The 26,557-nt window shown below is 68.0% G+C and carries 24 protein-coding genes; 9 read left to right on the top strand and 15 right to left on the bottom strand.

What is annotated here, in order from left to right; genetic code table 11:
• Nucleotides 1-105: 105 nt before the first annotated feature.
• Entirely contained in the window at nucleotides 106-1,974 is a 1,869-nt protein-coding gene (gene lepA / locus ACIQU3_RS07555) for a translation elongation factor 4 (RefSeq protein ID WP_403725859.1), read from the bottom strand.
• Between the two features lie 241 nt (nucleotides 1,975-2,215).
• On the opposite strand from lepA, the gene rpsT reads away from it, so the two are divergent.
• Complete coding sequence (rpsT, locus tag ACIQU3_RS07550; RefSeq protein WP_031103817.1) at nucleotides 2,216-2,482, top strand: 30S ribosomal protein S20; 267 nt, start codon at nucleotides 2,216-2,218, stop codon at nucleotides 2,480-2,482.
• Between the two features lie 176 nt (nucleotides 2,483-2,658).
• Here rpsT and ACIQU3_RS07545 read toward each other — a convergent pair whose 3' ends face one another.
• A complete protein-coding gene (locus tag ACIQU3_RS07545) occupies nucleotides 2,659-3,054 on the bottom strand; it encodes a nuclear transport factor 2 family protein (RefSeq protein WP_403725862.1) in 396 nt (131 codons plus the stop codon).
• Nucleotides 3,055-3,154: 100 nt separating this feature from the next.
• Here ACIQU3_RS07545 and ACIQU3_RS07540 point away from each other — a divergent pair, with 100 nt between their 5' ends.
• The gene (locus ACIQU3_RS07540) at nucleotides 3,155-3,580 is read left to right on the top strand and encodes a VOC family protein (protein ID WP_403725867.1); all 426 of its coding nucleotides are present in this window, start codon (nucleotides 3,155-3,157) and stop codon (nucleotides 3,578-3,580) included.
• A gap of 260 nt (nucleotides 3,581-3,840) precedes the next feature.
• Here the strand turns inward: ACIQU3_RS07540 and holA are convergent, their stop codons facing one another.
• From holA to ACIQU3_RS07520, 4 genes are all read right to left on the bottom strand, one after another.
• Nucleotides 3,841-4,830 carry a DNA polymerase III subunit delta gene (gene holA / locus ACIQU3_RS07535; protein ID WP_403725872.1) on the bottom strand — a complete coding sequence of 330 codons (990 nt, stop codon included), beginning with the start codon at nucleotides 4,828-4,830 and terminating at the stop codon, nucleotides 3,841-3,843.
• Nucleotides 4,831-5,179: 349 nt separating this feature from the next.
• Nucleotides 5,180-5,425, bottom strand: a complete 246-nt coding sequence (locus ACIQU3_RS07530) for a hypothetical protein (protein WP_403725875.1) — start codon at nucleotides 5,423-5,425, stop codon at nucleotides 5,180-5,182.
• Between the two features lie 38 nt (nucleotides 5,426-5,463).
• The gene (locus ACIQU3_RS07525) at nucleotides 5,464-6,345 is read right to left on the bottom strand and encodes a YceI family protein (protein WP_403725878.1); all 882 of its coding nucleotides are present in this window, start codon (nucleotides 6,343-6,345) and stop codon (nucleotides 5,464-5,466) included.
• Nucleotides 6,346-6,519: 174 nt separating this feature from the next.
• A complete protein-coding gene (locus ACIQU3_RS07520) occupies nucleotides 6,520-7,350 on the bottom strand; it encodes an arylamine N-acetyltransferase (RefSeq protein WP_403923830.1) in 831 nt (276 codons plus the stop codon).
• A gap of 249 nt (nucleotides 7,351-7,599) precedes the next feature.
• Between ACIQU3_RS07520 and ACIQU3_RS07515 the strand changes: the two genes are divergently transcribed.
• The 6 genes from ACIQU3_RS07515 (at nucleotide 7,600) to ACIQU3_RS07490 (ending at nucleotide 12,769) form a co-directional block, all read left to right on the top strand.
• Nucleotides 7,600-9,267, top strand: a complete 1,668-nt coding sequence (locus ACIQU3_RS07515; RefSeq protein WP_403923828.1) for a recombinase family protein — start codon at nucleotides 7,600-7,602, stop codon at nucleotides 9,265-9,267.
• Nucleotides 9,268-9,351: 84 nt separating this feature from the next.
• Nucleotides 9,352-9,561, top strand: a complete 210-nt coding sequence (locus ACIQU3_RS07510) for a hypothetical protein (protein WP_403923825.1) — start codon at nucleotides 9,352-9,354, stop codon at nucleotides 9,559-9,561.
• A 565-nt stretch (nucleotides 9,562-10,126) separates the two neighbouring features.
• Entirely contained in the window at nucleotides 10,127-10,519 is a 393-nt protein-coding gene (locus ACIQU3_RS07505; RefSeq protein WP_403923822.1) for a hypothetical protein, read from the top strand.
• Nucleotides 10,520-10,656: 137 nt separating this feature from the next.
• Nucleotides 10,657-10,854: a hypothetical protein gene (locus tag ACIQU3_RS07500; protein ID WP_403923819.1), complete on the top strand. Its 198-nt coding sequence runs from the start codon at nucleotides 10,657-10,659 to the stop codon at nucleotides 10,852-10,854.
• 38 nt (nucleotides 10,855-10,892) lie between these two features.
• Entirely contained in the window at nucleotides 10,893-11,576 is a 684-nt protein-coding gene (locus tag ACIQU3_RS07495; protein ID WP_403923816.1) for a hypothetical protein, read from the top strand.
• An 842-nt stretch (nucleotides 11,577-12,418) separates the two neighbouring features.
• A complete protein-coding gene (locus ACIQU3_RS07490) occupies nucleotides 12,419-12,769 on the top strand; it encodes a hypothetical protein (RefSeq protein WP_403923814.1) in 351 nt (116 codons plus the stop codon).
• Between the two features lie 192 nt (nucleotides 12,770-12,961).
• Here ACIQU3_RS07490 and ACIQU3_RS07485 read toward each other — a convergent pair whose 3' ends face one another.
• The 3 genes from ACIQU3_RS07485 to ACIQU3_RS07475 all read right to left on the bottom strand — a co-directional run bounded on the left by ACIQU3_RS07485 (nucleotide 12,962) and on the right by ACIQU3_RS07475 (nucleotide 16,266).
• Complete coding sequence (locus tag ACIQU3_RS07485) at nucleotides 12,962-13,516, bottom strand: hypothetical protein (RefSeq protein ID WP_403923811.1); 555 nt, start codon at nucleotides 13,514-13,516, stop codon at nucleotides 12,962-12,964.
• A gap of 778 nt (nucleotides 13,517-14,294) precedes the next feature.
• Nucleotides 14,295-14,879, bottom strand: a complete 585-nt coding sequence (locus ACIQU3_RS07480) for a hypothetical protein (RefSeq protein WP_403923808.1) — start codon at nucleotides 14,877-14,879, stop codon at nucleotides 14,295-14,297.
• 235 nt (nucleotides 14,880-15,114) lie between these two features.
• Nucleotides 15,115-16,266 (bottom strand): helix-turn-helix domain-containing protein, encoded by a 1,152-nt coding sequence (locus ACIQU3_RS07475; protein WP_403923805.1) that lies wholly within the window; start codon nucleotides 16,264-16,266, stop codon nucleotides 15,115-15,117.
• Between the two features lie 205 nt (nucleotides 16,267-16,471).
• On the opposite strand from ACIQU3_RS07475, the gene ACIQU3_RS07470 reads away from it, so the two are divergent.
• Nucleotides 16,472-16,798, top strand: a complete 327-nt coding sequence (locus ACIQU3_RS07470) for a DUF6415 family natural product biosynthesis protein (protein WP_403923798.1) — start codon at nucleotides 16,472-16,474, stop codon at nucleotides 16,796-16,798.
• A gap of 328 nt (nucleotides 16,799-17,126) precedes the next feature.
• Here ACIQU3_RS07470 and ACIQU3_RS07465 read toward each other — a convergent pair whose 3' ends face one another.
• From ACIQU3_RS07465 to leuS, 6 genes are all read right to left on the bottom strand, one after another.
• On the bottom strand, nucleotides 17,127-17,390 hold the full coding sequence (locus ACIQU3_RS07465) for a hypothetical protein (RefSeq protein ID WP_403923792.1): 264 nt from the start codon (nucleotides 17,388-17,390) through the stop codon (nucleotides 17,127-17,129).
• A gap of 184 nt (nucleotides 17,391-17,574) precedes the next feature.
• A complete protein-coding gene (locus ACIQU3_RS07460; protein ID WP_403923789.1) occupies nucleotides 17,575-20,208 on the bottom strand; it encodes a ComEC/Rec2 family competence protein in 2,634 nt (877 codons plus the stop codon).
• A complete protein-coding gene (locus tag ACIQU3_RS07455) occupies nucleotides 20,205-21,437 on the bottom strand; it encodes a helix-hairpin-helix domain-containing protein (protein WP_403725886.1) in 1,233 nt (410 codons plus the stop codon). Before ACIQU3_RS07455 ends, ACIQU3_RS07460 begins: the two co-directional genes overlap by 4 nt.
• 119 nt (nucleotides 21,438-21,556) lie before the next feature.
• Complete coding sequence (locus ACIQU3_RS07450; RefSeq protein WP_403725889.1) at nucleotides 21,557-22,402, bottom strand: DegV family protein; 846 nt, start codon at nucleotides 22,400-22,402, stop codon at nucleotides 21,557-21,559.
• Nucleotides 22,403-22,474: 72 nt separating this feature from the next.
• Nucleotides 22,475-23,269: a hypothetical protein gene (locus tag ACIQU3_RS07445; RefSeq protein WP_403725892.1), complete on the bottom strand. Its 795-nt coding sequence runs from the start codon at nucleotides 23,267-23,269 to the stop codon at nucleotides 22,475-22,477.
• A 138-nt stretch (nucleotides 23,270-23,407) separates the two neighbouring features.
• The gene (gene leuS / locus ACIQU3_RS07440) at nucleotides 23,408-26,287 is read right to left on the bottom strand and encodes a leucine--tRNA ligase (protein WP_403725895.1); all 2,880 of its coding nucleotides are present in this window, start codon (nucleotides 26,285-26,287) and stop codon (nucleotides 23,408-23,410) included.
• Between the last annotated feature and the right edge of the window lie 270 nt (nucleotides 26,288-26,557).

Below are 26,557 nucleotides of genomic sequence, written 5' to 3'. Positions count from 1 at the left end.
CTTCGTACAGAGAGCTACCCCAGGAACGCACAGGGGCCCGCCGCACTTTCGCACGACGAGCCCCTGTTCAACCCGGATTGCGGTGTAACCCGCGGTAATCCGTGATTACTTCTTGCCCTTGCCCGACCCCGCACTGTCATCGCTCGACAGGACGGCGATGAAGGCCTCCTGCGGAACCTCTACGGAACCCACCATCTTCATCCGCTTCTTGCCCTCCTTCTGCTTCTCCAGCAGCTTCCGCTTACGGGAGATGTCACCGCCGTAGCACTTGGCGAGGACGTCCTTGCGGATGGCGCGGATGGTCTCGCGGGCGATGACCCGGGAGCCGATGGCGGCCTGGACCGGCACCTCGAAGGCCTGCCGCGGGATGAGCTCCTTGAGCTTGGCGACGAGCCGCACGCCGTACGCGTACGCCTGGTCCTTGTGGGTGATCGCCGAGAAGGCGTCGACCTTGTCGCCGTGCAGCAGGATGTCGACCTTGACCAGGCTGGAGGTCTGCTCGCCGGTGGGCTCGTAGTCCAGCGAGGCGTAGCCGCGGGTCTTGGACTTCAGCTGGTCGAAGAAGTCGAAGACGATCTCGGCGAGCGGCAGGGTGTAGCGGATCTCGACCCGGTCCTCGGAGAGGTAGTCCATACCGAGCAGGACACCCCGCCGGGTCTGGCACAGCTCCATGATCGAGCCGATGAACTCGCTGGGCGCCAGGATGGTGGCCCGCACAACCGGCTCGTAGACCTCCGAGATCTTGCCCTCGGGGAACTCGCTCGGGTTGGTGACGGTGTGCTCGGTGCCGTCCTCCATGAGGACGCGGTAGACCACGTTCGGCGCGGTGGCGATGAGGTCGAGGCCGAACTCGCGCTCCAGCCGCTCGCGGATCACGTCCAGGTGCAGCAGGCCGAGGAAGCCGACGCGGAAGCCGAAGCCCAGGGCCGCGGAGGTCTCCGGCTCGTAGACCAGCGCGGCGTCGTTGAGCTGGAGCTTGTCCAGGGCCTCGCGCAGCTCCGGGTAGTCCGAGCCGTCCAGCGGGTAGAGGCCGGAGAACACCATCGGCTTGGGGTCCTTGTAGCCGCCGAGCGCCTCCTCGGCGCCCTTGTGCTGGCTGGTGACGGTGTCACCGACCTTGGACTGGCGGACGTCCTTCACACCGGTGATGAGGTAACCCACCTCGCCGACGCCCAGACCGTCGGCCGGCAGCATCTCGGGCGAGTTGGTGCCGATCTCCAGCAGCTCGTGCGTGGCGCCGGTGGACATCATCCGGATCCGCTCGCGCTTGTTGAGCTGGCCGTCGATGACACGGACGTACGTCACGACACCGCGGTAGGAGTCGTAGACCGAGTCGAAGATCATCGCGCGGGCGGGGGCGTCCGCGACACCGACCGGCGGGGGGATCTCCGCGACGACCTTGTCGAGCAGCGCCTCGACGCCCAGGCCGGTCTTGGCGGACACCTTGAGCACGTCCTCCGGGTCGCACCCGACCAGGTTGGCGAGCTCCTCGGAGAACTTCTCCGGCTGCGCGGCCGGCAGGTCGATCTTGTTGAGCACGGGGATGATCGTGAGGTCGTTCTCCATCGCCAGGTACAGGTTGGCGAGGGTCTGCGCCTCGATGCCCTGGGCGGCGTCGACCAGGAGGATGGTCCCCTCGCACGCGGCGAGCGACCGGGAGACCTCATAGGTGAAGTCGACGTGCCCCGGGGTGTCGATCATGTTGAGGATGTGCGTGTCGTTCTTGTCGTGGGTCGGGGCCCACGGCAGACGCACCGCCTGTGACTTGATCGTGATGCCACGCTCGCGCTCGATGTCCATACGGTCGAGGTACTGGGCGCGCATCTGCCGCTGCTCGACCACTCCGGTCAGCTGGAGCATCCGGTCGGCGAGCGTGGACTTGCCGTGGTCGATGTGCGCGATGATGCAGAAGTTGCGGATCAGAGCCGGGTCGGTACGGCTCGGCTCGGGCACGTGGCTGGGGATCGCGGGCACGCAGGGTCCTGATTCTTGAGGCGTCCGCAGTGTCTGCGGTCTCGGGTCGGATCGATACGTAGCCTCCATGGTCCCACGGGTGGGGACCATGGACGGGTTTGGGCCGTGGAAGGGGCCGCTGGTAGCCTGGGTGGCTGTGCCTCATGCCCTCTTGCAGGAGGCACGACCTCAAGAAATCACCCGGTGCGGGAATCGTGCGGTGTCCGTGCGGCTTCGTGCCAGAACCTGAGAAGGCTCATTCGTGGCGAACATCAAGTCCCAGATCAAGCGGATCAAGACCAACGAGAAGGCGCGGCTGCGCAACAAGGCCGTCAAGTCCTCCCTCAAGACCGCGATCCGCAAGGCCCGTGAGGCTGCCGCCGCGGGTGACGTCGAGAAGGCCACCGAGTACCAGCGCCTCGCCGCGCGTCACCTCGACAAGGCCGTCTCCAAGGGCGTCATCCACAAGAACCAGGCCGCCAACAAGAAGTCCGCGCTGGCTCAGAAGGTCGACGCGCTCAAGGGCTGACATCTGATGTGACGCCGGAGGGAATCGAGCGGGCCCTCTCTCATCCGCTCCCGTCCGGCACCCCCCGGATCCGCGCGCGGCCTGCGTTCGCCACGCGGGCGCGGATCCAGCAGCTTGAACCGAAGGCCCCGCCCTCCGCTCTTCCCCAGAGCGGCCGGTGGGGCCTTCGGCCTTGTTCAGGACCAGAACTCGTTGGTCTTGTCGATGTCCTCGACGCATTCGTCGAGGTCGGTGACCTTGTCGCCGACGATTCGGAAGACGATGCAGCCGGTGTCGTCGATGCTCTTGCCGTTGCGCTCGGCCGTGAAGCGGGTCATGCCGACGGCGTGACCGCGGCCGTCGACGGCGATCCCGAGCATCTCCAGACGCATCGATCCGGCGGTCTCCTCGCCGAGCCGCCGGTACATGTCCATGATCGCGTCCTGGCCCTTGAAGTCGCCCGAGAGCGGATGGGTGCCGGGTACGTGATGCGTCGCGTCCTTGGCGATCAGCTCCCGCAGAGTGTCCATGTCACCGCGCGAGAAGGCCTCGAATCCCTTGCGGACCAACGCTGCGTGCGGGTGTTCAGCCATGACCCTCGCCACCTCTCCGTCGCTCGGCGACGTACGGCTGATACACCCGATTCTCCTCTTCGTCAGGAGGAGGGCGACTCGATCACGGCACAGTGGAGACATGGACGCACACGACACCGACGCGCCCGCCCTGGTCCGCGTGGCGACCAGACTCCCCGCCCGGGACCTGGAGCGGGCACGGCGCTTCTACTCGGAGAAACTCGGCCTGGACCCCGTGGACGAACGCCCGGGTGGGCTCCTCTACCGGTGCGGCGGCGCGGAGTTCGTACTGTTCCGGTCGACGGGAACCTCGCCCGGCACCTTCACGCAGATGGCGCTGGAGGTCGAGGACATCGAGGCGGCGGTCGCCGGGCTGAAACGGCGCGGCGTGGTGTTCGAGGAGGTCGACGCCCCCGGCTTCCGCACCCGGGACGGCATCGCCGAGGTCGAGGGCAACTACCCGAGCAAGGGCGCGCGGGGTGAACGCGGCGCCTGGTTCCACGACAGCGAGGGGAACCTGCTGGGGATGGGGGAGCCGGTCTTCTGACGGGCTGACCCGCTCCACGGAGAAGCGGCTGCGGTTCCGGGCAGGGCGCCGGGGCGGTGTCCGGAGCGGGCCACCCGGGTCCGGCCAGGTCGTGTCCGCACAGTCCCGTCGTCGGCCCGGAGGGCGGGCCGCGCGGCGTCGGGTGCGTGCTCTCGGCGTGCCGGGCGAAGACCCTCGTACTCGACGTACCCGAGGCTTCTCCCCGTACGGCGAGACGGTGTGCCAGGTGTCGCGCGGCAGGCGGACTCTCCGGACACGACCTAGGACCGCCCCCTGGAGCGGGCCGCCCGGGCGATGGTGACCACGGCCTTCTCCAGGGCGTACTCGGGGTCGTCGCTCCCGCCCTTCACCCCCGCGTCCGCCTCGGCCACGGCCCGCAGGGCGACCGACACCCCGTCCGGAGTCCAGCCCCGCATCTGCTGGCGCACCCGGTCGATCTTCCACGGCGGCATGCCCAGCTCCCGCGCCAGATCCGCCGGTCGCCCCCCGCGCGCGGACGACAGCTTCCCGATCGCCCGGACGCCCTGCGCGAGCGCGCTCGTGATCAGCACCGGCGCGACGCCCGTCGCCAGCGACCAGCGCAACGCCTCCAGGGCCTCCGCGGCCCTCCCCTCGACCGCACGGTCGGCGACCGTGAAGCTCGACGCCTCGGCCCGCCCCGTGTAGTACCGCCCGACGACCGCCTCGTCGATCGTGCCCTCGACGTCCGCGACCAGCTGCGACACCGCCGAGGCCAGCTCCCGCAGATCGCTCCCGATCGCGTCGACGAGCGCCTGGCACGCCTCCGGCGTGGCGGATCTCCCCGCCGTCCTGAACTCGCCCCGCACGAACGCCAGCCGGTCCGCCGGCTTCGTCATCTTCGGGCAGGCCACCTCGCGCGCCCCCGCCTTGCGCGCCGCGTCGAGCAGTCCCTTGCCCTTCGCCCCGCCGGCGTGCAGCAGCACGAGTGTGATCTCCTCGGCCGGAGCCCCGAGGTACGCCTTCACGTCCTTGACGGTGTCGGCGGACAGATCCTGCGCGCTGCGGACGACCACGACCTTGCGCTCCGCGAAGAGCGAGGGACTCGTCAGCTCGGCGAGCGTGCCCGGCTGCAACTGGTCCGGGGTCAGGTCCCGTACGTCCGTGTCGGCGTCGGAGGCCTTCGCCGCGGCCACCACCTCCTGCACGGCACGGTCGAGGAGCAGCTCCTCCTGGCCCACGGCGAGCGTCACCGGGGCGAGAGGGTCGTCATTCGCAGTCTTCCTGGCCATCGCCCCAAGCATCCCACGCACCACTGACAGCGGGTCCCGACGGACCGGGGCGTACGCACGCGGAGGACATCCGGGGGCGGAGGATACGGACGGGCCGAAGGTGCGGATGGGCCGAGCATGCGGACGGGCCGAGCATGCGGACGGGCCGGAGGTGCGGGCGAGCGGAGCATGCAGACGGGCCGGAGGTGCGAACGGGCGGAGCATGCAGACGGGCCGGAGGTGCGGGCGGGCGGAGCATGCAGACGGGCCGGAGGTGCGAACGGGCGGAGCATGCAGACGGGCCGAGGGTGCGGACACGTGGACGTGCGGACGTGCCGGAAGGGCGTACGGGCCACGGGAGCCCGGGTGCCTACGGTTCCTCCCGCCAGCCCTCCCACTCGCCGGCCAGTCCGTCCAGCTCGCCGGGGTCCAGCCGCTCGTCCGCGTCGCGCAGGACCACCAGCCACTGCGCGTCCTCGGCGTCGTCCTCCCCGGCCAGAGCGTCCCGCACCAGCTGCGGCTCCTCGACGACCCCGAACCGCTCCCGCAGCGCCTCCACGACCTCTTCCGCGGAGTCACGGTCGGGCAGCACCAGCACATGTCGCACATCACTCACGCCCGACATTGTCCGACACCGCGTCGCGGGCCGGCCGCTCAGCCCTTGCGGACGACCTGCACATCGAGATCGACCCTGATGCTCGGCCCCACCACCGCGATACCCCGGGCGAGCATGGTCTGCCAGCTCACCGTGAAGTCGTCCCGGTGCAGCTCGGTCGTGGCACGGCAGGCCGCCCGCACCTCGCCCTCCATGCCGTTGCCCAGCCCCAGGTACTCCGTGTCCAGCGTGACCGTCCGCGTCACGCCGTGCAGCGACAACGCCCCCGTCACCGCCCACCGGTTCCCGCCCTTGTGCACGAACCGGTCGCTGTAGAACTCCAGTGTCGGAAACCGCTCGACGTCCAGGAAGTCCGCCGAGCGCAGGTGCTCGTCCCGCATCCGCATGTTGGTGTCGATGGACGCCGCGTCGATCACCACGTGCATCGCAGACCGCTCCACCTGGTCGGCGACCCGTATGACACCCGCGAACGACTTGAACTGCCCGTGGATCCGGGCCATTCCGATGTGCCGGGCGGTGAAGCCGATCGAGGAGTGCGCCGACTCGATCTCCCAGTCACCGGCGGCGGGAAGCTCCGGCGGCCGGGCCACCTGCAGCGTCACGTCGCCGAGCGAGGCGAGCGTGTTCTCCGCGACCTGCGTCGTCGCCCGGTAGGGCGAGTACCCCTCCGCCGACACCGCGAGCCGGTACTCCCCCGCGGGCACCGTCGTCACGAACGACCCGTAGGGATCCGCTCCGCCGCTGACGACCATGCGCCCCACGGCGTCCGTGACCGCGAACTCCGCGTGTCTGACGGGCTCGTTGACGGGATCCAGCACCCGGCACGCCAGCACCCCCGCGCTCGGCGGTGTCGGCACCGCCGCCAGTGGACTCGTCCGTTGCACCCGGTCGGTGCGGCTTCCCCGCCAGCGGCCGATCATCCACGGCTCCTCTGAGTGACTCGAAATCGCCTGTTGATCACTGTCGATCACACATTGCCGAAGACGCATTCGACCACCGTTGAGGCTTTCGAGGCAACACGGGACCACATCACGGGAATCCAGCACATGTGCAGGTACTACGCACGAGTAGCCCCGTGTGGCCCGAATTGACTTCTACGCGGGATTCCGCGGCACCGGCACCGAGTCGAGCGCGATGCCGAACCACTCCCGGTACGCCCCGAGTACCTCCTCGTCCGTCTCCAGTTCCCTCTCCTCCCTTGTCCCGTCGGCCGCCGTCACCGTGAACCGCCGCCCGCTGAGCGTGATCCGTCCCCCCTCCTCGGTCACCCGGGAGCAGACCAGCGACCGCGTGAAGTGCGACACCGACGACGTGCTGTGCCACCACGCCCCCGCCACGAAGTCGCCGAGCGCCCGCGGGCGCACCTCCAGGCGGTACTGCGCCCGGCCGTCCCGGAACACGTCCAGGTCCGCCGCCTCCACCGTGCCGTGCCCGCCGCGCACCCCGGCCGCGTCCGGCCCCGCCTCGACGATCCGGAACCTGCCTCCCGGATCCTCCTGTTCCCCCCGGTCCCCGAACGCCAGCGGAAGGTGGCTGTGCGCCCCGAACCCGACGTCGGCCAGCCAGTCGCCCCCGTCCACCGTCCGCACCCGCAGCGCGAGATGGTCGTACGGGATCCCGAGCCGTCCCTCGTCCCCGTACACCCGCGCCGCCAGCAGCGCCACGTCGTACCCGAGCGCCGCGAGCAACGCTCCGAAGGAGCCGTTGAGTTCGTAGCAGAACCCGCCCCGTCGCGCGCCCACCACCTTGTCCAGCAGCCGCTTCTCCTCCAGCACGATCTCCTCGCCCAGATGGATCGAGAGGTTCTCGAACGGCACGGTCCGCAGGTGCCGCAGGTGCAGTTCGCGCAGCGCGTCGACGGTGGGCCACGCCGGGTGCTCGACTCCCAGTCGGCGCAGATAGGCATCAACCTGTGCTGAGTTCATGCCCTCAGTCTCGCGCCACCTTCAGCTCACCGCCCCCTCCGGTGACCGCGAGCGCGCCGTCCCGGTCCGTCCGCAGCACCGCCGCGCCTCCGGCGCGCAGCGCCGCCACCGTGCCGGGCGCCGGATGCCCGTACGAGTTTCCAAGGGGTCTCCGACTAGTAGTTCTAGGAGACACCCGCCATGGCGGCATCTTCGCAGGTCAGCGCTTCGCATCCGTCTACCAGGCAACCCACCCGTTACCCGACCCGCGTGACCACTCAACTCAGGGGCGTGTCTGCCCTCCGCCTGTCTGTCCTCACGGACGAAACGACCTCGCCCGAGCGCCAGCGCGAAGCCAACCGGGGCGCAGCCGCATCGCTGGGTATCGACCTCGCCGACCGCGAAGCTGTTGATCTCGGCGTGTCCGCCAGCAAGACCACGCCGTTTGAGCGCCCGGAATTGGGTTCCTGGCTTCGGCGCCCGGACGATTTCGATGCGCTGGTCTTTTGGCGATTCGATCGCGCCGTTCGGTCTATGGACGACATGCACGAACTGGCGAAGTGGGCACGTGAACAGCGGAAAATGATCGTGTTCGCTGAAGGGCCGGGCGGACGGCTGGTGCTGGACTTCCGCAATCCGCTGGATCCCATGGCGCAACTCATGGTCACGCTGTTCGCATTCGCCGCACAGATGGAAGCGCAGGCAATCCGCGAGCGTGTCACCAGCGCGCAGGCAGCAATGCGGGCCATGCCCCTTCGCTGGCGCGGCTCTCGTCCTCCGTACGGCTACATGCCTGCGCCGCTGGAGGGTGGCGGCTGGACCCTGGTTCAGGACCCGGACGCAGTGGCCGTACTCGAACGCATCATCAAAGAACTGATGGGAGACCCGGCCAACGGCGTGTCAGGGAAGAGCCTTGCAGCCATCGCGCGCGGGCTGAACGCAGATGGCATTCCGTCGTCTCGTGACCACTGGAGCCTGAAACAGGGCCGGAAGACTGGTGGCAAGACAGGCGGTAAGGCTGGTGAGACTGTCGTTCGTGGGCGCTTTGCCTGGCGACACAACGCCATCAAAGAACTGCTGACCAGTGAGCGGCTGTTGGGTTGGAAGCTCACCGACAACAAACCGGTACGTGACAGCGAGGGTGCGCCTGTCATGGCTACCGCTGAACCGATCCTGACTCGTGAGGAATTCGACGCAATCGGCGCGGTGCTCGCTGGGCGTTCCGTCGATAACAAGTCTGTGGATCGAGTGGACACCGTGGCGCTTTTGCTTCGCGTCATTCACTGCGCCGGCTGCGGGGAACGCATGTACCTTCACAGGCCATCGCCCAACAGCAAGAGCACCAGCAAAACGGAAACATACAAGTGCGGCGCGAACATCAGGGGCAAGCAGTGCGAGGCGCCTGCAATCATCAAACGGGAATGGGCGGACGAATACGCAGAGCGCGAGTTTCTGCGGATGCTGGGCGCGCTGGAAGTCACGCAGACGCGCACGATTCCGGGCTATGACCCCCAGCCAGAAATTGACGCCACTATCGCTGAGTTCGAAGCACACCAGGAACAGCAGGGGCGCCAGCGCAGCAGTGCGGCAAAGGCAGCCTGGCAGCGACACGCAGACGCCCTTGACGCCCGACTCGCTGAACTTGAGACCCGCGAACGCGTCGAGACACGCACAGAGGAAATCCGCACCGGAAAGACCTACGCAGACCTGTGGGCGAAAGCAGACACGGCAGGGAAGCGCGGATTGATGCAGGAAGCTGGCGCACGCCTGAGCGTCAAGCGCGGAGCACGGGGCGGCTGGCGCAAGTTGGACGAACGGCGCGTTGACTTCAGCGTGCGAGACCCGTTCTTCACTGAGGCAGCGCACGCACTTACAGACGCGACAGCGGAAGAGACTGCATGGGAATGGGAGACGCGACAGACGACGTCGGCAGGCTGATTCAGCGGTAGTCAATGGCGCAGGCCCGGACAGATCTTGGCGGATAGACCGGGCCTGCATCCTCAACAGAGGAGACAGCAGTATATGACGCGCGCAGAGTTCCTGGCTCAGGCGGAGGAAGAAAGAGCAGCATGGGAACGCGAGTTCGAATTTAGAGCGATATCGAGTCAGCTCGACAAGCTCTATGAGCGGCAGGCGGCTGGAGACGTGAGCATGTACGTGGCGCAGCGCGTTGACCGACTGGAGCGGGTCCAGCAGGCCCTTATGGGACAACCGCAGATGCTCGCCGGCTAGGCCCCTCAGCGCCCCTCTCAGCCCCGTTCAGGCGTCCCATGCGGGATTGCTCGGGCGGGGCTCTTCCATGCCCTCAGACAGGCGCGTGCGGCATGACTGGGCAACCCTCGCCAGATATCGCGCATTTCGGGATTGGTCTAGACGACAGCGAGGCAGCGAAGTGACGAACAAGAACCCTGCGCACAAGATCAAAAACCCTCTGACCTGCACTTAGTGACGAAGTGACGAAATGACACACACTTCACATCTCTATAGGGGCCTCTATGCGAAACCCAAAGTGGGGTGCAGATCGTCACTACGTCACTCAGGTGTACCTAACCGTGGTCTTCCGCCCATCGCGCCCCCGCAGGCAATCCACTCGCTACCTATACAGCAGAGGCGGCGGCTGGTAACCCACTCGCTATCTCTCATACATAGTGACGCAGATGCCGCCAGCATTGATCACGCGTCCGCCCACAGACCAAGGCCCTGTGCCTGCGTCGAACTGATCTCCCTTCCTGGCGGCAGGGGACCGGTTCCGCAGGCACAGGGCCTTTTTGTTTTCCCAGCGAAGGGGCACACCGCTGTGGCTACGCCTGACTACAAGCTTGCGCACGCCCGCGTAAGGAGTCGCTACGGGCCGGCGAAGAACTGGTTCTGCGCGTTCTGCGCGTTGAGCGCCGACCATTGGGCTATTGACCATGACTCGCCTGACCTCCAGCGAGATGAAAAGGGCCGCGCTTACTCGCTGGACCCAGACCACTATGTGAGTCTCTGTCAGCGCTGCCACCACGCGTATGACAGTCACGTGGCGCAGTACGGCACTTCCGGGCTGCTAGAGCTATTTGACCGGCTGTACAACGCAGTGCCCGAGGACCTGCGCGATGCGGGGCGCCGAAGCGTAGTCAGCTCCATTGGCAGCCTGTTGCGTCATGGCTACCTGCGTCCTCGACGTGATCGGGCCTATAAGCAGCGCTGACCATCGCACTCGGCAGGTGCGACTTTCGTAGGTCGCAGCTCTCAGCCGGCACCTGAGCCACTTTACAGAGAGACACAAACATGACGGATGTTGCCACCTTCGTTGATTACGCCCTAGAACGGAGCCCTGGCCGTGACGTGAGCCTGAACAAGGTTGCCCTCCTCGCCCGTCGCTGGTGTGAGCGCAACGACCGCCCTCCGCTCACTGCAACCCACATTCGCCGACTGCTTGAGGCCGTGGGTGTCGATGTGCAGCCCGGCAAATACGGCGATGCACTGCGCGATATCGGCATCACCCGTGCTGCGTACCGCACGTTTCTCAAGCGCGCTGCGTGACCTGCGACGCGCACCCAACCCACGAAAAGGATCAAACCATGTCTGACAGCCTCTCGATCACGTACACCGAAGCGGATACCAACCTGATTCCACGTGGTCTCACCCTGCCCGATGCGCTGACAAAGGCCATGGGCGCTCGCGACACGGCCTATGACGCGTACGGCGATGCGCTCGTCAAGTATGACGACTGTCTTCGCCAGGATTACGTCAAGGCTGCTCAGGAGCGTGACGCTGCGAATACTCGCGCCGCTGTTGCATCTGGCGCTGACCCGGATGAGCTGCGCAGTGAGGTCGAGCGCGTAACTGCTCAGCGCGGTACGGCCGTCGGAATCGTCAATGGTCTCGCTGACCGTGTGCGCCAGTGTGACGCCGAGATCTACCGACAGTGGGTTGCTGCGCTGCCTCAGGTTGAGGGCGAACTGACCGACGCGCATGGAAAGGCTGAGGATGCACTGAGGCGGGCCGAGGATGCTTACAGGGCCGCGCGCAGCAATGTCATGTCGATTGTGAGCACGCTGGCTTATGTGAGCCTGATGCGGCGCGGCGTGGTCCGTTCCAAGGCTGACATGCCGCTGTACTCGCCCAACCGTGACGCCGATCTGATCGACCACTCTCGACTGTGGCTGAAGAATTTGGGTGTCGGCACTGATACCGACGTGGAAACCGTGCGGGTTTTCGACAACGGCATCCCGCAGACGGTCATCCGGGCCAAGCAGTCCTAGCCGCTGAGGGAGGGGCCGGGATCCCAGATACGAAAGTCGTATGTGCCCCGGCCCCTCCGCTGAGGAGTACCCATGAGCGTTCGCCTGCGCGTCGCATTTGGTCGCCAGTTCGTTTACGGCGGCGTACAGCGTTCCAACGGCGAGGAGTTCGAGGGGCCTGCCGCGCTGCTAGCTACCGGCCTGGTGGTGCCCGCTGATGGCGATTGGCGAGGGATCACCCCAGGAACCCTTACGCAGCCCCCTGAGGCCCCTACAGAGCCGTCTGAGGACGTAGCCGTAGCCCATGAGCCCTGCGACCCTGGGCCCAAGCCCGCGAAGCACCGTGGCGCCATGCAGACATGCCCCGTCGCCGGCTGTCCCTGCCTCACGTGGTCGGGCAAATGCAAGGCGCACGCTCGCAGCAGTGCCAAGGGTCAGCGCTACCGGGATAGCTACACCGCTGGGTCATCGCGCCGTGCCCGCTGGAGCCACCTGAGTAAGGCGCATCTGCGTAGCCACGCGCTATGTGAGTCAGCCGAGTGCGCTGCCATCCCCGCACCATTGCGTCCCGCTGCTACAGAGACAGACCACGTCGACGGGCTAGGCCTACAGGGACCGCGCTGGGATGACCCAAGCAACTGGCGGGCCCTGTGCAAGCCGTGTCACTCACGTAAGACCGCAGGCGAGAGCTTCGGCCGTTAGCGCTGATGACCACGCACAGTGACCCCTCCCCCTGGGGGGTGACCCCGGACCCTACGGGGAGGTTCAGCGCGGGGGAGGGCTCTGAGGTGCGCGCCCTATTTCAAAGGCTCAATCGCGCGATACAAAGCGTGATACATAACCACTCTCAGTAAGGAATCCACGTGATCAGCACGACTCGCCGGGGCAATTACGCACCCCGCCAAGACAAGATCCAACCAATCCTCATAGACGCTGTCTGCACCCTGCCGGTTCCACCTCTGCCTACTGGGCGCACTTGGACTGACCGCGAATGCCAGCGCTGGCAGGAACTTTGGACGTCATCCGCTGCAAATCTGTGGGCTGAAGACGTCGTTGGCATCGTTGCTGTGTATGTCGTCCTGGAATCGCAGTTCTTGAACGGTCGCATCAGCGCTGGCGTCCTGGGAGAATTCCGGCAGATCGCTGAGCAGCTTGCGCTAACGCCTGCCTCGCGCATCCGCCTGAACATCCGCATTCGCGAGGCCGGCGAATGACCCTAACGCCCCGACAGCAAGCCATGAAAGCCGCTCGCGCCGCCAAGGAAGAACAGACAAACCAGCGCAGACCAGTTGGCCCCTGGAACGAGCGCGATAGTTCGGGCTGGACTGTATGCGAGCACCACAACTTCGGCATCCAGCCCGGCACTTCCTGCCTGCACTGTCGGATGAAGAACGAGTAGCGCGGTGCTAGCTCAGGCTGCCATCATCGTCCAGTGCCTGTCGGGCCAACGGTGCGAAATCATCAACCTTCATCCAAAGCCGGTGTGCGCTGTCAGACACGGCTACACGCGTCGCAAGTTCCCGTCCGGGATTTAGCGGAATTTCACCACTGTTGCGCCTAGCCACTTCGTTGACAGCGATCGTCATGCGGATACTGTGAGCGTAGATCTCGCCTGCGCACGTTGCTACCGATTCCGGGCCGGCCAGCGCCACGTCCGCCCACGCTTTCTCTATGCCATGCGCCGCTGACGTAACCCCGCGAAGCACATCCTCGTTAATTGCGTCCAAGTCAATAGCCTCTGGGTCGACGATGAACCGACTGGCTATCCCTTGGATCGTGTTGGCATGCGAGACGAACTCCTTGTAAATCGCCGTACGCGGCTCTAGTCGCTGCCGCCTGTGTTCTGACCGGGCGGTAATTCGGGCTCCCTCTCGCTGTGCCCAACCAGTCGCCAGCGCGGCGCCGATCGTCGCTACCGATCCCGTCAACGCCCCAAGCACTGCTGCCAATCCCGCATCCATGACGCCATCTTCGCAGCAGGCGCAGGCCGGTCAAGGGCTCCCTAGTCGGGCCTCAGCCGGCCGATCGGGGCACATACCTGAAAGAGCGTCAGATGACCAAGCCTAGAGATCTGCTCGGCGCACTCGCCCTAGTCGCTGCGCTCGTCGCCACTGCATCCGCTGAGTACCAACTAGCCCGCGCAGCAGGATTCGGCGAGTTCACAGCGGCATGCGTGCCTGCGGCTCTGGATGTGTACGCGCTCCGTGCATTCAGCGTCCGGCGCGATGTATCCGCTGTCGTCGCTGCACTGATCGTGACAAATGCGCTTGCGCACTTGGTCAGTTCAGAACTGATTCCCGTGGGCGTGCCCCTGGTCGTTGCTGTCAGCGCGATAGCCCCGCTGGTTCTCTGGCGCGTGAAGGCTCTGAGTGCCTCTGTGAGCGTCCCTGAGCCCTCGCCGGTAAGCCCGGAGCCTCCGAAGCCTGAGCGTCCAGCAGAGGCCCCTGTAGCGCTTCCGCCGAGTGCACCTGAGCTGAAGCCAGCGGCGAATGCCGATCCGCTACTTGCATCTGCCCGCGCATTCGTCAGCGAGGTGCAGCGGGATACGGGCAAGGTGCCAAGCCTGCGCGCACTTCAGTCGCATCTGAGCATCGGCCAGGCGCGAGCACAGCGGATCCGGGCCGAACTCGCTGAGGGATCACATGAGTGTTCCACTGAAGCCCCCAGGGCCCCAGTCTCCACAGGCAGCGCTAGTGAAAACCCCTGATTCGCTTCCCCGCATGGGTAAGTCGTAGCATGCTAGATGGCTTGGTAACGCGATTCCTGCCGGTCTTTTTCTTCCGTGAAACGCTGCGACTCCACAATCCCGGACGCGAGCGCCTGAACAAGTATTGCGTTACCTTCCTGTAGGGCCCGCGTTCCATTTCGGAAAAATACTGCCGAGACCACCAAGCCCAGCAACAACCAGGGCGTCCAGAGTGCAGCAAGTATGAACCACAGGGTGACGGAGTAGACAGCTAGGTTTACTCGAAGCTCCCCCTCCGAGTCGAGGCGATCATGCTCCAGGTAGACGTCCATATGATTTGCAATTAGACGCATTCGAATCTCTGGAAATTCTTGCATGATGCCGCTCATTAGCTTCATCAAATCAAATCGGTCATCCCCGTTGTCCTGGAGCCTTCCCGCGTAGAGGTGAAGCGCGTGATACGACTCTCTAGTCAGTAGTGACAACCTGACACTCGGCTGCAGGGTGTAGACAAACTTCGCTATCTGTTGCGCCGAGACTTTCACTGTGTCGCCTAGCAGGAACAACACAAACGCCACGAAGGCGAATACTGCAGGACGCCCGACCACCTCCCCTAGGACATACAGGCGTTCTGTCATCCCAGTTGCCTTATCGCGTTTCGGGATTAGCTCCCCAAAGATCAACCAGATTTGGAATGCGCACAGAACCCCTATCGCGAACGGTGTGCGAAAGTGGCGAAAGCCGGGGAGCAAGCTGGTGAGCACTGTTGGACAACTCCCTTTCGTACGATCACATTCGTGACAACTGTCATGCCCCGTACCTGCCATGAGTAACGCGACAGGTACGGGGCTTCTTTCGTGTGCGGCATGCTTACTACCGCTCGATGGCCTTTAATTCTTGGTACGCCTCTCGCAGGTCCGCGCTTTCCGGCAACTGCCTGGCCTCGACAGCCTTGACAACTTCCAGCGCACGCCAGTGGTTCGAGGGAACAACCTTGCCGGACAGGATGGCTTTTTGGGCAGCGTCGCATGCTTCGTCAAGTCGGCTCTGTTCGAGCAGGACTAAAGCCAGATCAATGTTCGCCGAAGCTACGCGCCTGGGCCATCTGGTCACGTCATCGCTGGGGCTGAGCCTGGCAATCACTTCCCGCGCGTAGGGTTCCGCTGCTGCATCGCCGAGCCAAGCGAGCGTAGTCGCCGTATAGGACAGCGATTTGGCGGGGTCATACCGGTAATGGTGCTCTGGCGTGTCCGGCGTGCCCAGCGCAGCGGACATGTCCTGTACACGCTTGATCGCTGAGTAGGTTTCCTTCCCCTCGCCCAACCTTGCGTGCGCTCTGCCCTCTTGGGCTGTCGACTGAATCAGCGCCGAGGTACCGGCCGGCGCAATGTCCTGGGCCGTACGCGACAACTCAACAGCCTGCACATAGTCGCCATCGGTGAGCACGCGCCACGCTTCTGTTTCATAGCACCATGCTTCAATCTCGCGCTGTCCGGATTCCCGGGCGAGCGTGGCAGCAGCCTCCAGCCTGGCCGTAGCAGCGTCATCCTGCATCAGGTCGATATGAACCGTGGCGCCAAGCAGCGAAAGCCATCCGCCCACGACCAACAGGCGCCGATGCTCGGACAGTGTCTTTTTCCCGTCCAGCAGCTTGACCACATACGCCGAGTGTTTCCGCACCTGCCGCAGCAAGTCCGCAGGGTCAGCCTTGGGGTAGGACATTGCCAAGTGGTCAAAGGCGTGTTCGAGACGTTCTAGCGTGGCGTTTCCTACATCGCTGGCCTGCACTCGCCGGGCAAGTTCCCAGGCGTCAAGCTCATCATCGTGCTGCTTGCTGTCCTCAGCGCTGAACGACAAACCGAGATACTCGTTAACAGCCTGGATCAGCTCAGCGGAAGGCGCCTGCTTGCCGTTGAGTACGCGGCTCAGATAGGCAACGTCGTAATGCAGGTCTTTGGCTGCGCCCCTCAGACTCTTTCCCTGAGCCTTCAGTGCGCTGCGTACCTCAGTCCCGAAGTCCATCATCGTCCGCCCGTTGGCCGTTGACTGTTGACGTCCAGCCTAGTCAACGCTGGTCAACTCCCCCACGGCTGCGCTGAATCGGTTAGGTCGACAGACACAACAGAGAGCCCCTGAACCACACGGCGGCGTGATCCAGGGGCGAGCCGACTGAGTGGAGTCGACCGACATGAACGCTACAGCCCGGCCCGGATCGTCCGACACAGTCCCCGTGGACATTGAGACGATCCAGCAAGCAGCACAGGACGTGATCGATAACGGCGCCAAGATCACGGACGCTGACGAACTGGAGACGATCATCCTGCTGCTGCGGGGCATGATCATGGTTCTGATCCCTGAGGTTGAGCAAGGGTTGGCCAAGCACCCCAAGAACCACACCCCCTCCATCTGTGCCCGCGCTGGCGTTACTGAGGCCCGGACGCGCGCTCACATCGTCCCCGGCTCTGACATCCCGCAGTTGGTCGGCCATGCCCAGCGGCTAGCGCGAGGTGTGCTGGCGCTGATCCGGCACCACAGGAAGCTTGGCGGCACGGCATGACATCGCCGGCCCAAATCCCCCTGGACCCTGTAGCTAACGCGTACATCGCTGGTGTGGCTTTGGAGTACGTCGTCCTGCGTCCTCCAGCGGAAAGCGTCGCGTGCATCCAGTGCCGTGCGCTGCAAGAACGAGCAGAACGCTTCCTGGACGACGAAGTCTCAGCGTGGGAGGGACTCGCGGTGCTCCGCGACATGCAGGCTCACCGGAAGTTCGGACACAACAACCAACTCCGCGAGGTGCGCCGAACAACCTCAGCATGAGGTGCACTGCTGACTGCCCCGTAGCGCCCTGGAAACTCCCCAGGCGATCGCTACGGGGCTCAGTTTGTTCAGCGCTGACCCAGAGCCGCGCGCAATGCCTCTTCCAGTGCCCTTGCCGCTGGGGAGTTCAGCCGTTCCCCTCGAAGCTCTGCCACATGGGCGACCTCTCTCACGCGCGTAGCCAACTGCCCAATGAGCGTGCGGAGTTCAGCACGAGAGACGTCCGGACGCTGAGACATGGCCAGCGCGTAGACAGCGTCATTGCGGGCCGTGCTGATGGTGTGATCTTCGGTGCGGTCGCGCAGTTGCTCGGCGCCGATAGGCTCAGTCATGCCGACTCCATCCAGTCGGTTAGCCCCAGTCGGAAGCTCTCACCCTTCCTGCTGGGGCGCTTTCGTTTCGACGTGATCAGCGTACGGAAATCCGTGTCCCCTGAGGCGCCCTGAAAGTGGGTGTGCTTGGCCCCTGTCGCGCAGGTCTTGCCGCTGAACCATCGCGCTGACCAGGGCAGACGTGCTAGAACTGGAAGTCACGACCCTTTGGGTTGTCCGCACCGCAGGAGATGAGCGCGAGCCGCGGGGCCACCCGGCGTATGAGGTCCGGGTCCTGGTAGGCCGAGCCGTGGTGAGCGACCTTCAGCACGTCCACACCCTCCAGCGCCTCGGCCGCGGGCGAGCGTGCCAGCGCCCGCTGCGCCGGGGGCTCCAGGTCGCCGAGGAGGAGCAGGCGCAGTCCGGCCGTACGGACCAGCAGGGCGACACTGGCGTCGTTCGGCCCCTCCGGCACCGGGTGGGCCGGAAGCACCCCCGGAGGCGCGCCCGGAAGCGGCCCGGGCGGCGTACCCGGCGGCGAGTCCGGCGGTGGGCTCGGGGGCGGCCAGACCACCTGCCAGGACAGCTCCCCCGCCCGCCGCTGCTCCCCGACCGCCGCCGTGGTCACGGGAATCCGCCGCGCCGCCGCCAGCCTCCGTACGAACGCGGCCTGGTCGGCCGGTTCTTGGAAGCCCGTCGTCTCGATGGCGCCCACCGCCCGTCCACGCAGCACCCCCGGCAGGCCCGCCACGTGATCGGCGTGGAAGTGGGTGAGCACGACCAGGGGGATCCTGCTGATGCCCAGTGAGCGCAGACAGTGGTCGACGAGTTTCGGGTCGGGCCCCGCGTCCACCACCACGCCGGCCCCCTCGCCCGCCGCGAGCACCAGGGCGTCGCCCTGCCCCACGTCGCACATCACCAGCCGCCAGCCCGGCGGCGGCCAGCCCGTCACCACCCGGGTCAGCGGAGGGGGCTGGACCACCACCAGAGCCAGCAGCACTCCACACAGTCCGCACCACCAGGGATGTCCGAGCAGCCGCCGCCCCACGAGCACCAGGGCCAGGATCACGGCGAGGAGCAGCGCCGCACCCGTCCAGCTGCCCGGCCAGTCCACTCCCCCGCCCGGCAGCGCCGCCCCGCCCCGGGCGATCCGCGCGATCCACGCGGCGGGCCAGTGCGCGCACCACGCCAACGCCTCGGCCACCGGCATCGCCACCGGCGCCGTCGCCAGTGCCGCGAACCCCAGCACGGTCGCCGGCGCGATCGCGAACTCCGCGAGCAGATTGCACGGCACCGCCACCACGCTCACTCGCGCCGACAGCACGGCGACGACGGGCGCGCACAGGGCCTGCGCGGCAGCGGCCGCACCCAGGGCCTCGGCCCACCTCGGCGACACCCCGCGCCGCCGCAGCCCGGCACTCCAGCGCGGTGCGAGCGTGAGCAGGGCGCCGGTCGCGACGACCGAGAGAAGGAAGCCGTAACTGCGCGCCAGCCACGGGTCGTACAGCACCAGCAGCAGAACCGCCGTGGCCAGTGCCGGGATCATCGACCTCCGGCGGCCGGTCGCCAGGGCGAGCAGTGCCACCGCTCCGCAGGCCGCGGCCCGCACCACGCTCGGGTCCGGTCGGCACACGACGACGAACCCGAGCGAGAGCACACCCCCGAGCACCGCCGTCCCCCGCAGGGAGATACCGAGCCGCGGCGCGAGCCCTCTCCGCTCCACATGCTGCGCCAGGCCCGGTGGCCCGAGGAGCAGCGCGAGCAGGATCGTGAAGTTGGCCCCGGACACCGCCAGGGTGTGGGTGAGGTCGGTCTCCTCGAAGGCCTCCTCCAGCTCCGGTGTGACCCGCGAGGTGTCCCCGACCACGAGGCCCGGCAGCAGCGCCCTGGCGTCCGCCGGCAGCCCGTCGGTCGCCTCCCGCAGCCCGGCACGCAACCGTCCGGCGAACCGCTGGGGTCCCGAGGGCTCCCCCACCACGTGCGGTTCGTCCCGGTCCCGCACCCGCAGTACCGCCGCGACCCGATCGCCGCCGGTCATCGCAGGCGCCAGCCGCGCACCGACCCGCAGCCGCGTCGACGGCAGCAGACCGAGCCACGGCGACCGGCCCCGCCCGTCGGCCGCCCGGCCGGGCGGGGCCGGGTCCACGTCGACGATCATCAGCACGGGTGCCCGCGTGAACACCGCCGTGCCGCCCGCCCCGTGGACGCGTCGCACGTCGGCCTCGATCAGCACGGCCGTCGGAGCCATGTGATCGCCCTTCACCCTCGGCCGGGTGAGCCGCGGGTCGGACGTCACCTCGACCTCGACGGTCGCCGTCGCGTACGCCCGCGCCAGGCCGGGCACGGGCCCGCGGCGCAGATCCGCCCCGTGCAGCCCGGCCGAGGCGGCCGCCGCAGCGACACACAGCAGCACGGCGGCGAGCGTCGCGCGCGGCCATGAGGCGATGGGGTGCGGGGCGGACCGGTGCGGGGCGGACCGGTGCGGGGCGGACCGGTGCGGGGCGGACCGGTGCGGGGCGGACCGGTGCGGGGCGGACCGGTGCGGGGCGAGCCGGTGCCGGGCAGCCCGGTGCCGCCTGGTCAAAGGCAGCAGTCCGGCCGCTGCCAGACAGCCGATCACGAGGCCCACCGCCCACTTCGGCGATGCGCCCAGGACCAGCGCCGACGTGCCCCAGGCCGCGAGGGCGGGCGGCACGAGCCGCAGGTCCGTCGGGCCTTCCTGGCGTGGCCGGGCGGCGCCGAGGCGCGTGCCGGAGGAGGCGTGCACGGACGACCGGGCGGGACGGGAACCGGTCGCGGCCTCGTCCGGTCGCGGAGGAGGGCCGGGGAGCCCCCTCATGGCCGCACGAGGGCGCGCAGATCGGCGAATCGGCGGTCGCCGATGCCGTTCACCTCGCGCAGTTCGTCCACGGAGCGGAAACCGCCCTGCCGGGTGCGGTAGTCGATGATGTGCTGCGCCAGCACCGGACCGACGCCGGGCAGTGTGTCGAGCTGGTCCGCGGTGGCCGTGTTGAGGGAGATAGGAGCCGCCGGTGCGGCCGCTCCACCCGCCGCGGCACCGGCGGCGCTCCCGGCGGCACCGGCCGGGCCGCCGGGAGCCGTACCGCCCGCCCCCGGCCCGCCGGCGGGAGCCGGTGCCCCGACGATGACCTGCTCGCCGTCCACGAGGAACCGGGCACGGTTCAGCCCGTCGGTGTTCGTGCCCGGCTTCACCCCGCCCGCCGCGTGCAGCGCGTCCGCCACCCGTGAACCGGGCGGCAGCCGGTGGATCCCCGGGTCCCGGACCTTGCCGCCGACATCCACGACGATCTCCCCCGCACCCGCCCCGGTCCTCACCGGCCCCGACGAAGCCCCGGCGGACGCACCGGCGGCGCCCCGATTCCGCTGCTCCCCGACCGGCCCGCTCTCCTGCCGCTCCCCGTACGGCACGGCCGCCCGCACCACCTCCGGCGGCTTCACGGACTGAGTCCGTCCCGTCCAGAAGTGCTGCACGGCGAAAACCGCCGCCACGACGAGCACCGCCGTCAGGGCCAGCACACTCCGCCGCTCCAGACCGCACCTGGTCTGCAACCACAGCGGCATCCGCTCCCGCAACGCCAGGCCGGCCCGCTCCCGCCACGCTCCGTCCGCGACGCCGCCGCCCTCGCTCACCGACCCGGTGAGAACGCCCACGGGCTGAACGACGGGCGGCTCAGGGCGGGCACCCACGGGCTCAACAAAGGCCGGCTCAGGGCGGGCACCCACGGGCTCGGCCACGGCCCCGTGACCGCCGAACCGTCGCCGGTTCCCCTCGTCCTCGGCCGAGCCCGGCGGCCCCTGCCCCGACTCCCGGTGCCCCCGGGGCCGTTCGTCCGGTTCGGCGCGGCGCGGAAACCCCGCCTGCCCGGTGAGGTCGTCGAACAACACCCCCGCGCGCCGCCGCAGTTCCTCCGCGGAGGCCTGACGCTGCCGGGCCCGCCTGCGCGCTACCGGCGGGCGCCGGTGATGACGGACGCGCCCGTCGGACGCCGGCCCACGGCCCGGCCCGCTGGTCGCGATCGCTGTGCGTGAACGTGATCGAAGTGCCATGCGACGAGGATCGGCCACCTCGGCACACTCGCGATGATCTTGCCCGATTCCCGGGGACAGGACCCCGGTTGTGGAGAACCCCGCCACTCACACGAGCGAACGCGGCCGCACAGCAACGTTCACCGGGGCGAAACGACGACCCCCAGCAGCCCGGGCCCCGTATGCGCCCCGATCACCGCGCCGACCTCACTGACATGCAGATCGGCGAGCCCGGACACCCGGGTCCGCAGTCGGTCGGCGAGAGCCGACGCCCGGTCCGGGGCGGCGAGATGATGGACGGCGACATCGACCTGGGCGCTGCCCGCACGGTCGGCCGCGATCTCCTCCAGGCGGGCGATCGCCTTGGACGCGGTCCGCACCTTCTCCAGTGGTTCGATACGGCCGTCGGCCAGCTGCAGCAGCGGCTTCACCGCGAGCGCCGAGCCCAGCAGCGCCTGCGCGGCACCGATACGGCCGCCGCGCCGCAGGTAGTCGAGGGTGTCGACGTAGAAGTAGGCGGAGGTGCCCGCGGCCCGCTTCTCCGCGGTGGTGACGGCCTCGTCGATCGTCCCGCCCGACTCCGCGACCTGCGCCGCGGAGAGCGCGCAGAAGCCGAGCGCCATCGCGATCATGCCCGTGTCGACCACCCGCACCGGCACCGGGGCCTGCCGCGCGGCCACGACGGCCGCGTCGTAGGTGCCGGAGAGCTCGGCGGAGAGGTGGAGGGAGACGATGCCGGTGGCGCCGGACTCGGCGACCTTGCGGTACGTCTCCTCGAAGAGCGCGGGAGCCGGCCGCGAGGTCGTCACGGAGCGCCGCTTCTGCAAAGCCTGGGCGAGGGCGCGGGTCGAGATCTCGGTGCCCTCCTCCAGCGCCCGGTCGCCGAGGACCACCGTCAAGGGGACCGCCGTGATGCCGTGACGCTCCATCGTCCGGGTCGGCAGGTAGGCCGTTGAATCGGTGACGATCGCGACATGGCGGGACATGAGCTGGAGGTTACCTGCCGTAGCGCTCATGTGGCAGCCCGGCCCCCGCGGCCTGCGGTGCGAGTGGCCGGATCAAGTGGTGCTCTCGGGGCGGGGCTTCTTCTGCCACGGGTGGGTCAGCCGTGGCCCCGGGGGCGTGATGGCGGGCCGTGCCGGTTCCTGTGCCGGGCTCGGCTGCGCGCTGTCCTGCCACGTCTGCCCGGCCGTGCCGGCGTCGGCGGCGGGCGCCTCGGGCCATGGGGAGGTCGCGGGGGAGGGGGAGCCCGGCTGCCGGGAAGGCGCCGACTGCTGCGCGGATGCGGACTGCGCGGCCTGCGGCTCCGGTGCCGTCCAGTGCCGCAGCGCGCCGGACTCCACGTCGATCTGGGCGCTGAGGGTGTCCAGGTCGTCGTCGGCGAAGCGACGGGCCCGGTCGCGGGCGGCCCAGCGCAGCGAGTCCGCGGAATGCGTGATCCGTTCGGTGCGCTCGCGCAGCCCGGGCAGCCGCTCGGTGAGCGCGGCGCGGTCCGGCTCGGACTCCAGTCGCTTGAGCTCGTCGTCCAGCTCCCGTCCATGCACGCTGAGCCGCTCGAAGAGTCCGAGGGACTCCTTGAGGGACTCGTCCTCGGCGACGGCCGCGTGCAGGGCCTCCTGGGTGGCGCGCATCGAGGTGCGCAGCTTCAGCCGGAGTTGGGCGAGTTCACCCGCGGCGCCGGGCTGGGCGAAGGACTTGGCGCGCAGTGTGTGGTCCTCGACCGTGCGGCGGGCCTGGGTGATGCCGCGGTCCACGCCGCGCTTGGCGGCGCCGACCGCCTTCACGGTGGCGTAGGCCCCGAGCCCGAGAATGAGCACGAAGAGCAGGGCGAAGACTGCGATCACTGCTTCCACAAGGGCTCCTCCTCAGGACGTCACGGCGCCTCGCGTCGCTCTTCCACGGTAAACGCAACGAGCAGGTCCGGAGTTCCAGAAAAACCCCGAACCTGCCCGTAGGGGACCACCCCGAGAGCGGCCCTCACGCCCTGTCCGCTACGCCGGAACGATGTTCACCAGCTTGGGCGCGCGCACGATCACCTTCCGGATCCCGGCGCCGCCCAGCGCGGCGACGACCTTCTCGTCCGCCAGCGCGACCTTCTCCAGCTCGTCGTCGGAGATCGACGGGGCGACCTCCAGCCGGGCCTTGACCTTGCCCTTGATCTGCACGACACAGGTCACCGTCTCGTCGACGACGTACGCCGGGTCGGCCACCGGGAAGTCCCGGTGCACCACCGAGTCCGTGTGCCCCAGCTTGCGCCACAGCTCCTCGGCGACGTGCGGGGCCAGTGGGGCGACCATCAGTACCAGCGGCTCGGCGACGGAGCGCGGCACCGCACCGCCCGCCTTGGTCAGGTGGTTGTTCAGCTCGGTGACCTTGGCGATGGCGGTGTTGAAGCGCATGCCCTCCAGGTCGCCGCGGACCCCGTCGATCGCCTTGTGCAGGGCACGCAGCGTCTCCTCGTCCGGTTCGCTGTCGACCACGGTCACCTCGCCGGTGGCCTCGTCGACGATGTTGCGCCACAGCCGCTGCAGCAGGCGGAACTGACCGACCACCGCGCGCGTGTCCCACGGCCGGGAGACGTCCAGCGGGCCCATGGCCATCTCGTACAGGCGCAGGGTGTCGGCTCCGTACTCGGCGCAGATCTCGTCCGGAGTGACCGCGTTCTTCAGGGACTTGCCCATCTTGCCCAGCAGCCGGGAGACCTTCTCGCCCTGGTACCAGTAGGCGCCGTCGCGCTCCTCCACCTCGGCGGCCGGCACGGCGATGCCCCGGCTGTCGCGGTAGACGTAGGCCTGGATCATGCCCTGGTTGAACAGCTTGTGGAACGGCTCGGCGGAGGAGACGTGTCCCAGGTCGAACAGGACCTTGGACCAGAAGCGCGCGTACAGCAGGTGCAGCACGGCGTGCTCGGCGCCGCCGACGTACAGGTCGACGCCGCCGTGCGGCTGGCCCTCGCGCGGACCCATCCAGTACTGCTCGATCTCCGGGTCGACCAGCTTCTCGGAGTTGTGCGGGTCCAGGTAGCGCAGTTCGTACCAGCAGGAACCGGCCCAGTTGGGCATGGTGTTGGTCTCGCGCCGGTAGGGGCGCGGGCCGCGGCCGTCACCCAGGTCCAGCGTGACGTTCACCCAGTCCTCGTTGCGCGACAGCGGGGTCTCGGGCTGGGTGTCGGCGTCGTCCGGGTCGAAGGTGCGCGGCGAGTAGTCCTCGACCTCGGGCAGCTCCAGGGGCAGCATCGACTCGGGCAGGGCGTGGGCGATGCCGTCCTCGTCGTAGACGATCGGGAAGGGCTCGCCCCAGTAGCGCTGGCGGCTGAACAGCCAGTCGCGCAGCCGGAAGTTGACGGTGCCCTCGCCGACGCCGGACCGCTCCAGCCACGCGGTGATACGAGCCTTGGCCTCGGCGACGTCCAGGCCGTCCAGGCTCACCTCGTCGTTCGAGGAGTTGATGATCTTCGCGTCGTACGACGAGAAGGCGTTCTCCCAGGTGGAGGTGTCCGTGCCGCGGCCGTCGGTCGGCTCGACGATGCAGTGGATCGGCAGCTCGAAGGCGCGCGCGAACTCGAAGTCGCGCTGGTCACCGGCCGGGACGGCCATGATCGCGCCGGTGCCGTAGCCCATCAGCACGTAGTCGGCGATGAAGACCGGGACCTGCTCGCCGTTGACCGGGTTGGTCGCGTAGGCGCCGATGAAGACGCCGGTCTTGTCCTTGGCCTCGGCCTGGCGCTCCACGTCCGACTTCGAGGCGGCCTGGGCGCGGTAGGCGGCGACGGCCTCGGCCGGGCTCGCGTGACCGCCGGTCCAGACCTCGTGGGTGCCCTCCGGCCACGCGGCCGGGGTGAACTTCTCGACCAGCGGGTGCTCGGGCGCCAGGACCATGTAGGTGGCGCCGAACAGGGTGTCCGGGCGCGTGGTGAAGACCGTGATGCGCTCGCCGTCGATGGGGAAGTCGACGCGGGCGCCCTCGGAGCGGCCGATCCAGTTGCGCTGCTGCAGCTTGATGGCCTCGGGCCAGTCCAGCGCGTCCAGGTCCTCCAGCAGCCGGTCGGCGTAGGCGGTGATGCGCATGTTCCACTGGCGCAGCTTGGCCTTGAAGACCGGGAAGTTGCCGCGCTCGGAGCGGCCCTCGGCGGTGACCTCCTCGTTGGCCAGCACGGTGCCCAGCCCGGGACACCAGTTGACCGGCGCGTCGGAGGCGTAGGCCAGCCGGAACTCGCCCAGGACGTCGGCCTTCTCGGCGGCGCTCAGCTCGCCCCACGCGCGCGTGTGCCCCGGCACGGGCCGCTCACCGGACTCGAACTCGGCGACCAGCTCGGCGATCGGGCGGGCCCGGCGGGCGTCGTGGTCGTACCAGGAGTTGAAGATCTGCAGGAAGATCCACTGGGTCCACTTGTAGTAGTCCGGGTCGATCGTGGCGAACGACCGGCGCTTGTCGTGGCCCAGGCCCAGCCTGCGCAGCTGGGCCTTCATGTTCTCCATGTTGGCCTCGGTGGACACGCGCGGGTGCGTGCCGGTCTGCACCGCGTACTGCTCGGCGGGCAGGCCGAAGGCGTCGAAGCCCAGGGTGTGCAGGACGTTGTGGCCGGTCATCCGCTGGAAGCGCGCGAAGACGTCGGTGGCGATGTAGCCCAGGGGGTGGCCGACGTGCAGGCCCGCACCGGAGGGGTACGGGAACATGTCCATGATGAACTTCTTGGGGCGGTCGGCGATCTCTCGGTCACCGGCCAGGTCGCCCTTGGGGTTGGGTGCGGCGTAGGTGCCGTCGGCGTCCCAGAAGTCCTGCCAGCGTGCCTCGATCTCGGCAGCCATGGCGGCCGTGTAGCGGTGCGGCGCCGCCACCTCGGAGGTGGCGGCGGGGTTCGTCTCGCTCATGATCCTCAAAGCTCCATCGATCGTCTCTGCCGCGGGTGTCTGGTTCGAGAAACGAAAAATCCCCTCACACAGGAGGGGACGCCGCGCCGATGCCGGCCACTCGGTTTCTCCGGTGGCCGGGACTGATCAGCGCGGCCCGCTAAGCAGAAGGCGTACGGCACGCATGGCGCTAGGGTACCGCAGGCCCTCAGCGCGCCGCGACGCGCTTCCGAGGGCTGTCGAAGCACCCGAAAAGCTGAACCAAGGTCAATGGTTACTTCGCGTAACGGC

This window comes from Streptomyces sp. NPDC101110 (genome assembly GCF_044759525.1).
Lineage (GTDB): Bacteria > Actinomycetota > Actinomycetes > Streptomycetales > Streptomycetaceae > Streptomyces.
The sequence above is the reverse complement of the archived record's forward strand: the minus strand, read 5'-3'. Positions and strand labels throughout refer to the sequence as shown.

Bases quoted from the DNA above. Each gene is read 5' to 3' on its own strand.
- ACIQU3_RS07525 (WP_403725878.1), bottom strand. From the start codon at position 6,345: ATGATCGGCCGCTGGCGGGGAAGCCGCACCGACCGGGTGCAACGGACG.
- leuS (WP_403725895.1), bottom strand. From the start codon at position 26,287: ATGAGCGAGACGAACCCCGCCGCCACCTCCGAGGTGGCGGCGCCGCAC.
- ACIQU3_RS07460 (WP_403923789.1), bottom strand. From the start codon at position 20,208: ATGAGGGGGCTCCCCGGCCCTCCTCCGCGACCGGACGAGGCCGCGACC.
- ACIQU3_RS07540 (WP_403725867.1), top strand. From the start codon at position 3,155: ATGGACGCACACGACACCGACGCGCCCGCCCTGGTCCGCGTGGCGACC.
- ACIQU3_RS07520 (WP_403923830.1), bottom strand. From the start codon at position 7,350: ATGAACTCAGCACAGGTTGATGCCTATCTGCGCCGACTGGGAGTCGAG.
- ACIQU3_RS07545 (WP_403725862.1), bottom strand. From the start codon at position 3,054: ATGGCTGAACACCCGCACGCAGCGTTGGTCCGCAAGGGATTCGAGGCC.
- holA (WP_403725872.1), bottom strand. From the start codon at position 4,830: ATGGCCAGGAAGACTGCGAATGACGACCCTCTCGCCCCGGTGACGCTC.
- ACIQU3_RS07450 (WP_403725889.1), bottom strand. From the start codon at position 22,402: ATGTCCCGCCATGTCGCGATCGTCACCGATTCAACGGCCTACCTGCCG.
- ACIQU3_RS07455 (WP_403725886.1), bottom strand. From the start codon at position 21,437: ATGGCACTTCGATCACGTTCACGCACAGCGATCGCGACCAGCGGGCCG.
- ACIQU3_RS07465 (WP_403923792.1), bottom strand. From the start codon at position 17,390: ATGACTGAGCCTATCGGCGCCGAGCAACTGCGCGACCGCACCGAAGAT.
- ACIQU3_RS07480 (WP_403923808.1), bottom strand. From the start codon at position 14,879: ATGACAGAACGCCTGTATGTCCTAGGGGAGGTGGTCGGGCGTCCTGCA.
- ACIQU3_RS07495 (WP_403923816.1), top strand. From the start codon at position 10,893: ATGTCTGACAGCCTCTCGATCACGTACACCGAAGCGGATACCAACCTG.
- ACIQU3_RS07510 (WP_403923825.1), top strand. From the start codon at position 9,352: ATGACGCGCGCAGAGTTCCTGGCTCAGGCGGAGGAAGAAAGAGCAGCA.
- ACIQU3_RS07475 (WP_403923805.1), bottom strand. From the start codon at position 16,266: ATGATGGACTTCGGGACTGAGGTACGCAGCGCACTGAAGGCTCAGGGA.
- ACIQU3_RS07485 (WP_403923811.1), bottom strand. From the start codon at position 13,516: ATGGATGCGGGATTGGCAGCAGTGCTTGGGGCGTTGACGGGATCGGTA.